This is a genomic window from Bradyrhizobium sp. LeoA1Lang (genome assembly GCF_055413685.1).
The window spans coordinates 18,654-28,286 of the sequence record NZ_JBVAPG010000111.1; the positions used below are offsets into that span (position 1 = coordinate 18,654).

Here is a 9,633-nt window from a genome sequence, read left to right on the forward strand (position 1 = left end):
TGGAACCCGAGCCGGATTCCGGGCATATTGGATGCCGGGGACGGAGAACCGCGGCGCTGCAATGGTAGGCCTGGAGGGCCAAGGTAAGATGCGTACGTTCCTCGTTGCTTTCACCGCCCTGACGCTGGCTTTTGCCGGCGCCGCACAGGCCAAAGTCGCCATCACCGTCGACAAGGATAACCAGCAGATGACCGTCGCGGTCGACGGCGTCGAGCGGTATCACTGGCCGGTCTCGACCGGCATCCCCTCCTACGAGACGCCGAACGGCAGCTTCCGCACTTTCCGCATGGAGGAAGACCATTACTCCAAGGAATTCGACGACGCGCCGATGCCGCACTCGATCTTCTTCACCAAGATCGGGCACGCGATCCACGGCACCGACTCCGTCAACCGCCTCGGCAGCCCCGCCTCCCATGGCTGCGTGCGATTGTCGCGCGAACATGCGGCCACGCTCTACGCGCTGGTGCAGGAGCAAGGCGTGCTCAACGCCACGGTAACGCTGACCGGCTCCTCGCAGGTGGCGCTGGCGCGCAATCCGAAGCGCGGCAACACCGCGGTTGCCCGCCGCGCGCCGCAGTACGAGCAGCAATTTGGCGATGCCGCTGGCGATCCTGTGATGATCACGCCGCAACAGCAGCAGCAATTGCCGCAGGCCCGAGCCGACGACGGATACATCTATCCGGCCGACGGCAGCTCCAACGCGCAGATGTATCCGGCGCCGCGCAGCCGCCGCGTCTACGATACGCAGACCTACTATCGCCAGCCGCAGCAATATTCCGACCGCTACGCGCCGGCGCCGCAAGGCTATTACTACCCGCCACGCCCGCGCGGGTTCTTCACGTCCCAGGATTGACCAGCGCCGAGTTGGTCGAGACGTCAGAGCGGGATGGCTGCATCATCCCGCTCTTTATCTTTCTGCGCCTAATTTCTTTTTGCGCCTAATTTTTGCCTGCGCACGATCTTCGCGCAAACTCCTCGCATTCCCCTGAAAGTCCGCTTTACGCCGACGCCATCCTGCACGTCCGGATTCGTGCACGATCGCCATCAACACGCCTGCGTGAGCCCAAATTGACAACGCCCGCCGTGTCCGTATTGTGTCTAGTTGTTTCGCTGGATTTCCCATGACACAAGAAGAAATATCCGGTTTTTGCGTTGCTTCGCTCGCTAAAGTGCTGCGGATCGCGAAGGACCGGGTCAAGACCGATACCAAATTCAACCGACTCGGGCTCGATTCGGCGATGGTCGTCTATGTCATGATGGAACTCGAGGAGAAGCTCGACCTCGAGCTTTCGACCGACGACTTCTACGACTATCCGACCGTCGACGCGCTGTCGCGTTACCTCGCTGAAAAGCTCGTGGCCCGCTCCGCTGCCTGATCCTCACTACCGCCGGATATCATTGGCCAAGATGGAGACGTTTTCCTCGCTGGTGGCGCTGCTGGCAAAGCGGGCGGAAACGCAGCCCGATGCGCGCGCCTACATTTTCCTCTCCGACCGCGGGGCGGAGGAAGCCGTCCTCACCTTTCGCGAGTTGCATGACGCCGCCCGCGCGCTGGCGGCGCGGCTTGGCGAAGTCACCCGGCCCGGCGATCGCGCGATGCTGGTGTTTCCGCCGGGGCTCGAATTCGTCGTCGCCTTCTTCGGCTGCCTGATCGCGCGCGTGATCGCGGTGCCGATGATGATGCCGCGGCGGCAGAGTGCGCGCGACTCCAGCGCCGCGATCATGGCCAATTGCGAACCTGCGATCGCGCTCACCAGTTCGGCCTTCGCCATCCGCGGCGATCTGCAGGAGCGATTTTCGCGCGAAGGCCTGCAGTGGCTGGCCGTCGATCTCGATACGACGCCAGCGCAGCCCGCAGCCGATCTGCCGCTTCCAGCGCGAGAGGATATCGCCTTCCTGCAATACACCTCGGGCTCGACGTCCGAGCCCAAGGGCGTCGCCGTCAGCCACGGCAACCTGCTCGCCAATCTGGAGATGATCCGCATCTCGCTCGGCAACACCGAGCGGTCGACCTATGTCAATTGGGTGCCGCTCTACCACGACATGGGGCTAATCCTGAACACGCTGGAGGCGCTCTATGTCGGTGCGCTCTGCGTGCTGATGGCGCCGAACGCCTTCACCCAGCGCCCGCTCAACTGGCTGCGCGCGATCAGCGATTATCGCGCCGAGGTCGCCTGCTGCCCGAATTTCGGCTACGACCTCTGCGTCAGCCGCTATCGCGCCGACCAGATGCAGGGCGTCGATCTCTCGTCCTGGAAGATTGCGCTCAACGGCGCCGAGCCGGTGCATGCCGAGACGATCAAGCAATTCATCGAGACCTTCGCCGCTCACGGCTTCGATCCTCGCGCCACCTTTCCGGCCTATGGCATGGCGGAAGCGACACTGCTGATCTCCGGCGGCAGCCGCGGCGCCGGCCACGTGACGCGGGATGTCAGCCGTGCAGCGCTGCAGGCGCATCGGGCCGAAGCGCCGGCTGACGCGGCGGACAGCCAGATGCTGGTCGGCTGCGGCCGCGCGCTCGAAGGCGAGCGGATCGCGATCGTCGATCCCGACACCTGCGCGCGGCTGCCCGTCGACCAGGTCGGCGAGGTCTGGGTGAACGGTGCTAATGTCGCGGGTGCCTATTGGAACAATCCGGAAGCGACCAAGGCCGGCCTGCACGCGCGCATCGCGGGCGATGACGACAGCGCGAACTGGCTGCGCACCGGCGACCTCGGCTTCCTGGATCGGACGGGTGAACTCTTCATCACCGGACGGATCAAGGACCTGATCATCGTCAGGGGCATCAATCACTATCCGCAGGATATCGAGCGCACGGTGCAGGCGGCGCACACCGCGCTGCGCGCCAATTGCGGCGCGGCGTTCTCCGTCAGCGACGAGCACAGCGATGAAACGCTTGTTGTCGTGCAGGAGATCGAGCGCACCGAGCGCAACCGGATCGACGGCGCCGAAATGAAGGGCCTGATCCGCGAGCACGTCACCGACCAGCACGAATTGTTCGCACGCCATATCGTGCTGATCCGGCCGGGCACACTGCCGAAGACCACCAGCGGGAAGATCCAGCGCAGCCTGGCGCGCCGGCTGTGGTCCGAAGGCCGGTTCGAGGATCTCGCCGCGGACGCGGATTGACTCGCTCTTGCGGTCATCGTCCGGCTTGACCGGACGATCCAGTATTCCAGAGGCAGTAGTGCTTGAGTCGAGAGGCCGCCGGTTACTGGATGCCCCCGCCTTCGCGGGGCATGACAGGGAGAACGATCATCAGAAGTCGATCTTCGCCGCCTCGCCATCGCGGATGCTGGCGGCGATGCCTTCCATGATCTTGGTCGCGATGCTCGGGCGGTAGTGGATGAAATCCGCAAAATTCGCACGGTCGCGGGTCAGCGCGTTGTCGATGCGATAGTTGATGAAATTGCTGTTCGGCCGGCCGGCCACGACACGCTTCAGAGCCGCGTTACACGCCTCACGGTCCGCGGCGGCGGGCGTGCCGGGCTGCGGCATCTTGCTTTGCAGGGTCGGCGGCACGACGATGACGACACTGGTCTCGGCTGGAAGCCTCTTGACCAGCGCATCGAGCCGCGCGACGTCGGGAAGCGTCTCGCGCTCCGCGATGGTGGCCGCAGGCAGCGGATCGCGTGGCGGGCTGATTTCGCGGAAGGTGCCGGGCAGCCAGATGTCCTCGTAGCTGAAGAAGCCGGTGGGATCCCTGCGATGGTGCCAGCCGAGGCCGATCGAGAAACGTTGGAACGTGTGCTCGATCGTGGTCCAGGACAGCAGGTGCGTCGCGTAGACGAGCGGGCTTTCGCTGTAGAGCCAATCGGGGAAGGTGCCCGGCGGCGATTGGATGGGGACGTGATGGCACCACCAGGGATCGACGACGAACACAAATGCGCCCACCCGCTTGTGATGCTTCAGGAAAAAATCGACCAGCATGAGCTGCTCGTGCGGATTGGCGCCGGTCATGTAGAGCTGCACGAAGCGCAGGCCGGTCGCCTTTGACAGCTCCGTCGGTTCAAGCATCTGCGCGGTCGAATTGCCGATGATGGCGGAATCGAAATTGGGATCGCGCGCGCGGCTGGCCGCCGAGGTGAGCGTGTTGCGATCGTTGACGCCATCGATGCCGAGCACGCCGAACCTTCCGCTGTCATAGGGGTCGACCAGGATCATCAGCGCGTAGAGCAGCACTAAGCCGCCAACGAGCGTGCCGACGCAGTTGGCCAGGCAGCGGCCCCATTCGGGCGACGTGTCAGAACTGGTAGTAAGCGAAGCCACGAACGTTCCCTTCTCCGAGCACGATCAGGATGGCGAGCAGGCCGAGGCCGGCCACCGCGCCAAGCCAGGGGCGCGGCCGCTGCATCACGCGTTCGACGATGTCCTGGGTTGCCGGCAGCAGGAAGGCCATCAGCGGAACGACCACGAGCGGCCACAGATGCTTGCCCTCCGACAGATTGGGCGGCACGGCGAGGCCGTGGAAGATGTTCAACGCTGCATCCAGCGTGCCGGCGCGGAAGAACACGCCGGTCAGCAGCACGAAAATCACCGTCAGCGCCCATCCGGCGAGCGCGGGCAGCCGCGGCCCGTAGCGGCGCCACAGCGAGCAGACGACCAGCGCCAGGCCATGCAGCGTGCCCCACAGCACGAAGGTCCAGCTCGCGCCATGCCAGAGGCCGCACAGCGCCATGGTCAGCACCATCACAGCGAAATATTGCAGTTGGTAGAAGCGCCGCGGCACCATGCGCTTGTTGGCGAGCGGAAAGAACAGGTATTCGCGCAGGAACGTCATCAAGGTGATGTGCCAGCGCTGCCAGAAATCCTGGATGCTGGTGGAACGGAACGGCGCATCGAAATTGTACGGCAGCTTGACGCCGAACAGCAGGCCGAGCCCGACCGCGATGTCGGAATAGCCGGCGAAGTCGTAGAGGATCTGGATGGCGAAGGCGAGCGCCAGCCATGCGTCGCCATTGCTCACCGGACCTTCAAGCGCCCGCGCATAGATGGGATCGATCAGCCGCGCGATGCGGTCGCCGAGCAGGATCTTTTCGACCAGCCCGATCAGGATGAAGGCGATGCCGATGCAGAACTCGCGCTGCCAGCCCGGCGCATAGACCTTCTTGCCGAACTGCTCCATCACCTGCGACCAGCGCACCAGCGGTCCGGCGAGCGCCTGCGGGAAGAAGGAAATGTAGAGCGCGTAGCGGTTCAGCGAATAGGTCGGCGCCTTTCCCTTGCGCAGGTCGACCAGATACATGATGTGGTGGAAGGTGAAGAAGGAGATGCCGAGCGGCAGCACGATGTCGAGCACCGGCATCGGCCGGCCCAGCGCAAGGCCGATATTGTAGGCGAGGAAGTTGGCGTATTTGAACCAGCCGAGGACGGCGAGATTGGCGACGATTGCGGCGGTGATGATCCACGACATCTTGGTCCTGGCATACGTCATCGCCGCGAACCAGTTGATCAGGATCGACAGGATCAGGAGCAGGACGAAGGGCGGATTGCCGTAGGCGTAGAAGACCAGCGACATCGCGACCAGCGTCCAGATCCGCCACTGCGGATGCGGATCGACCAATCGATAGATCAGGATTGCCGCCGGCAGGAAGCCCAGCAGGAAGGGGTAGTCGTTGAACAGCATCAGCCGGCGATCTCAGGCATGACCCGGGTTACTCACCTTATCCGCCGGAAGCCGACGACTATCCGTGCTCGAGCTCGGCCAGTTCGGGCGCCGGCTCGTGCAGCCGGCGCAGCGCGATCTTCTCCGCACTCGGCACCTTGACATTCCAGGCCAGTCCCAGCGCGGCGAGCAATCGGATGAAGAGATAGCCCGGATCGAATTCGAACCATCGCAACCCGAACGCCGCCGAATAAGGGAAGGCATGGTGATTGTTGTGCCACCCCTCGCCCCACGCCAACCATGCCATTACGCCGAGATTGCGGCTGTTGTCACCCCTGGTGCGGTAGGGACGTGCGCCGAATGTGTGCATGACGGAGTTGATCGCCGACATCGCCTGTTCGACCGCAAACATGCGCACCACGCCGCCCCAGAGGAACCCGGCCACCGCGCCCCACAGGCTGCCAGCGACCAGCCCGCCAATGGCGGTCGGGATCAACAGCCCCAGCAGCAGCCAGACGTAATAATAGCTGTTGACCCGGACCAGCGTCGGCTGCGCCATCAGGTCCGGAACGTAGTGGGCGACGTTCGGATAATCATGCTCGATCATCCAGGTCAAATGCGCATGCAGGAAGCCGCGCAGGCGGCCGAGGAAGCTCTCGCCATGCAGATTGGGCGAATGCAGGTCGCCATCGTGATCGCTGACCTCATGGTGGCGACGATGCATGGCGGCCCAGGATACCATTGGCCCCCGCCCGGCCATCGAGCCCATGATGATCAGCATCGCGCTCACCGCCGTGCCGGTCGCGAAGGCGCGGTGCGTGAACAACCGGTGATAGCCGACGGTGAGGCCGAGGCCCGTGACCAGCCACATCCCAAAAAACAGGCTGATTTCGAGCGCCCCGATGGGGCGGTAGAACAAGGCCGCAACCGCGATCAATGTCCCGATGAATGGCAAAACATCAAACAGGATGAAATGCCGCCGCTGCAATCGATGAAAATGCCGGCTCCGGATAATCCGATGGTCGCGCATGACTAATGGAACAATTGGGAAACAAGTTCCATCAGTATAGAGTCCGCCCCCGCGCCGCAACCGTTGCGGCGGGTTGTGGCGCCAAACCGCGAACGCGGGCGGCGGGTGTTGCAAAAATATCGAGCTCACTACTCGCCGTCGCGCAATCGCCGGTAAACCGCGCCCAGGATGTTGGAATAATCGTCGGTCCAGACCTGCTGCTTTTCATCGGCCTCGGTCTCGCTCCACTGGTCGGACGAGGCGAGCTTGCCGACATCGTCCTCCTCGCGTGCGGAGATTACCACCGAGGTCGAGAAAATGTATTCGCTGTCGCGGCCGGAATCCTCGCTGTAGACCCAGCTCTTGAGGTCGTTGGCTTCGGCAATGCCGACCACGACGCTGGAAAGCTCGAGGTGGCGGTTGGAGACATGCATCACCACCGCGCCCTGTGGCGCCAGCTTCGCCTTGTAAATCGCCATCGCCTCCTCCGTCGCCAGATGGATCGGGATCGCGTCGGATGAGTAGGCATCGACGATGATGAGGTCGTAGATGCCATCCGGCTCGCGGGCGAAGGTGAGCCTGGCATCGCCGATCACCGGCTTCAGATCGGGGGCGCAATTCTGGATGTAGGTGAAATACTTCGGATCGCGCGCGGTATCGACCATGGTCTGGTCGATCTCGAAGAACTTCCATTGCTCGCCCGGCTCCGCGGCGCAAGTGAGCGTGCCTGAGCCGAGCCCGATCACGGCGACCCTGAGCGGAGCGCCCTTGCGCTCGCGCATCGCCGTGATCGCCTGCCCGATACCGCCGTCCTTGTGATAATAGGTGATGGGTTCGGGCCGCCCGGTTGCCGGCGTGCCGTCGTCATTCTTGAATCGCTCGGCGCCGTGAATGGTGGTGCCATGCATCAGCACGTGATACTGGCCGTTCGGCGTCACCACGATCTTGTGCACGCCGAAGAAGCTGCGCACGGTCTCGACCCGCCCTTCATCGGAGGGGTAAGCGCGTAACAGCAGCAGCGCGACCACGACGGTGGCGAAGATCTTCCAGCGGTTGGCGTTGACCGCGAGCGCCAGCAGCGCCGAAAGCACGCCGACCGCGCCGATCACCCACGCCCGCCGCTCGTCGAACCAGTTGAACAGCGTCCCGGTTGAATAGGACGGCGCGATCAGCGCCACCGCGAGCACGGCAAGGAACGGCCAGTACCAGGCGCTCCAGCGCGGCAGCCGCTCATCCCCGGAAGGCCGGCACAGCGCGGCGAGCGCAAGCAGGATCGGATATTCGGCCACCCATGAGAAGGTGAACGGCGCGATCAGGCCTGCGAACAGGCCGCCGACCATGCCGCCGAACGACAGCGCGACGTAGAAGCCGGTAAGGTATTTTGCCGCCGGCCGGGTCCGCGCCAATTCGCCATGGCTGGCCATCGCGATGATGAAGAAGCAGAGCTGATGGCCGCCGAGCGTCAGCAGCAGATTCTGTTCGCCACCGACCGCAAGCAGGATGACGACGCCCGCGATCGCGAGCGGCTGCAGCATCAGCATCCATTTGTGCGGAAACAGCGGGCGCGACTGGAACACCAGCACCCAGGTCAAGAGGTAAAGCGACAGCGGCAAGACCCAGAGCAGCGGCGCTGCGGCGACGTCGGTCGAGATATGCGCGGTCACCGCGATCAGAAGGCCCGAGGGCACCGCGGCCAGGAAGATCCAGCGCAAGCGCAGCAGCCAGGAGGGCGGCGGCGCATCGGCATCATCAGCCGGCAAATTCAGCGCTGCCGCGCTCGCAGGCGAACGCAACAGCAGCACGCCGCAGCACGCGATCAGCAGGATCAACAGGCCATAGCCACCGGTCCAGATCAGGTTCTGCGTGCGCAGCGTGAACATCGGCTCCAGCAGCACCGGATAGGACAACAGCGCGAGGAAGCTGCCGATGTTCGAGGATGCGTAGAGGAAGTACGGATCGGGACCGTTGGGATGGCCGGTGCGCACGAACCAGGCCTGCAGCAGCGGGTTGTTGGCAGCGAGCGCGAAGAACGGCAGGCCGATCGAGACCGCGAACAGGCCGAGCAACCAGAACGCGTAACCTGATGTCGGCGGATCACCCCAGCCGCTCCGGATCGCAAGCGGCAGCGTCAGCATCGCCGCGACCAAAAGCAGCAGATGCACCGCGACCGGAGCGGCGCGGTTGTTCATCTTCATCAGGTAATGCGCGTAGGCGTAGCCCGCGAGCAGCAGCGACTGGAAGAACACCATCGCCACCGACCACACCGCCGGCGAGCCGCCGAGCCGCGGCAGCACCATCTTGGTGAACAGCGGCTGCACCGAGAACAACAGGAGCGCACTGACGAAGATCGCTGTGGTGTAGGCGATCAATACCAGCCGGTTTCGCGCGGCGGACGGCTTAGAAATCATGAAAGCTCCGGCTTGGGTCCGGCGGACGCCGGCGAGATTTCCGGCGAATGCACGCCAGAGGTTTCAATTGAGCATATGGCAGCATGGCCGGCAATGTAACCAGGTAACGTGGACTTGACGATGTGCCGGCGCGGAACAGCAGCACGCCGACATGACGGTTTCATAACTGGGTACCTCGCCATGCCACCGCTCTCTCCCGTCATTGCGAGCGCAGCGAAGCAATCCATAGCGCCGCAAGTGGAGACGTGGATTGCTTCGCTGCGCTCGCAATGACACGGGTGAGGTCTGGTTCAAATATCAAACAGCAAATCCATAGGATGGGTAGAGCGCAGCGAAACCCATCGCGATGGAGCAAGCCGCGCGAATGATGGGTTTCGCTGCGCTCTACCCATCCTACGATTCCAAAACAGCGGAGAAGATGTGCGTCCGCATTCTCGCGGCGTTTTGCGCCCGAGGTTTGCATCTCGTTCCACCCTCTCATTGAACAGAGGGCGCAGGGAAAGCCGGGTGCTGGTTGCACCCGTGGGTCCCGTGCAACAAAAAGCACGGGGGTAGGACCACAGGTTCAACCGAAGCATTCCGGCTTTCCCTGCGCGATGGTGTTACGGCTT

General features: G+C 63.6%; 7 protein-coding genes. 3 read left to right on the top strand and 4 right to left on the bottom strand.

From position 1 onward, the window contains the following. Window positions 1-88 precede the first annotated feature (88 nt). From ACZYOF_RS29840 to ACZYOF_RS29850, 3 genes are all read left to right on the top strand, one after another. On the top strand, window positions 89-853 hold the full coding sequence (locus ACZYOF_RS29840) for a L,D-transpeptidase (protein WP_463718004.1): 765 nt from the start codon (window positions 89-91) through the stop codon (window positions 851-853). A gap of 268 nt (window positions 854-1,121) precedes the next feature. Then, window positions 1,122-1,376 carry an acyl carrier protein gene (locus ACZYOF_RS29845; protein ID WP_130578603.1) on the top strand — a complete coding sequence of 85 codons (255 nt, stop codon included), beginning with the start codon at window positions 1,122-1,124 and terminating at the stop codon, window positions 1,374-1,376. A gap of 31 nt (window positions 1,377-1,407) precedes the next feature. Then, complete coding sequence (locus ACZYOF_RS29850; RefSeq protein ID WP_463718005.1) at window positions 1,408-3,129, top strand: fatty acyl-AMP ligase; 1,722 nt, start codon at window positions 1,408-1,410, stop codon at window positions 3,127-3,129. A gap of 129 nt (window positions 3,130-3,258) precedes the next feature. Here the strand turns inward: ACZYOF_RS29850 and ACZYOF_RS29855 are convergent, their stop codons facing one another. The 4 genes from ACZYOF_RS29855 to ACZYOF_RS29870 form a co-directional block, all read right to left on the bottom strand. Beyond that, the gene (locus tag ACZYOF_RS29855) at window positions 3,259-4,269 is read right to left on the bottom strand and encodes a hypothetical protein (RefSeq protein ID WP_165421092.1); all 1,011 of its coding nucleotides are present in this window, start codon (window positions 4,267-4,269) and stop codon (window positions 3,259-3,261) included. Next, complete coding sequence (locus ACZYOF_RS29860; RefSeq protein ID WP_463718006.1) at window positions 4,244-5,626, bottom strand: MBOAT family O-acyltransferase; 1,383 nt, start codon at window positions 5,624-5,626, stop codon at window positions 4,244-4,246. The genes ACZYOF_RS29855 and ACZYOF_RS29860 overlap by 26 nt, the downstream gene beginning before the upstream one ends. 58 nt (window positions 5,627-5,684) lie before the next feature. Continuing rightward, window positions 5,685-6,524, bottom strand: coding sequence for an acyl-CoA desaturase (locus ACZYOF_RS29865; RefSeq protein WP_463718007.1), 840 nt, complete (start codon window positions 6,522-6,524; stop codon window positions 5,685-5,687). A 239-nt stretch (window positions 6,525-6,763) separates the two neighbouring features. Beyond that, window positions 6,764-9,022 carry a fused MFS/spermidine synthase gene (locus ACZYOF_RS29870; RefSeq protein ID WP_463718008.1) on the bottom strand — a complete coding sequence of 753 codons (2,259 nt, stop codon included), beginning with the start codon at window positions 9,020-9,022 and terminating at the stop codon, window positions 6,764-6,766. Between the last annotated feature and the right edge of the window lie 611 nt (window positions 9,023-9,633).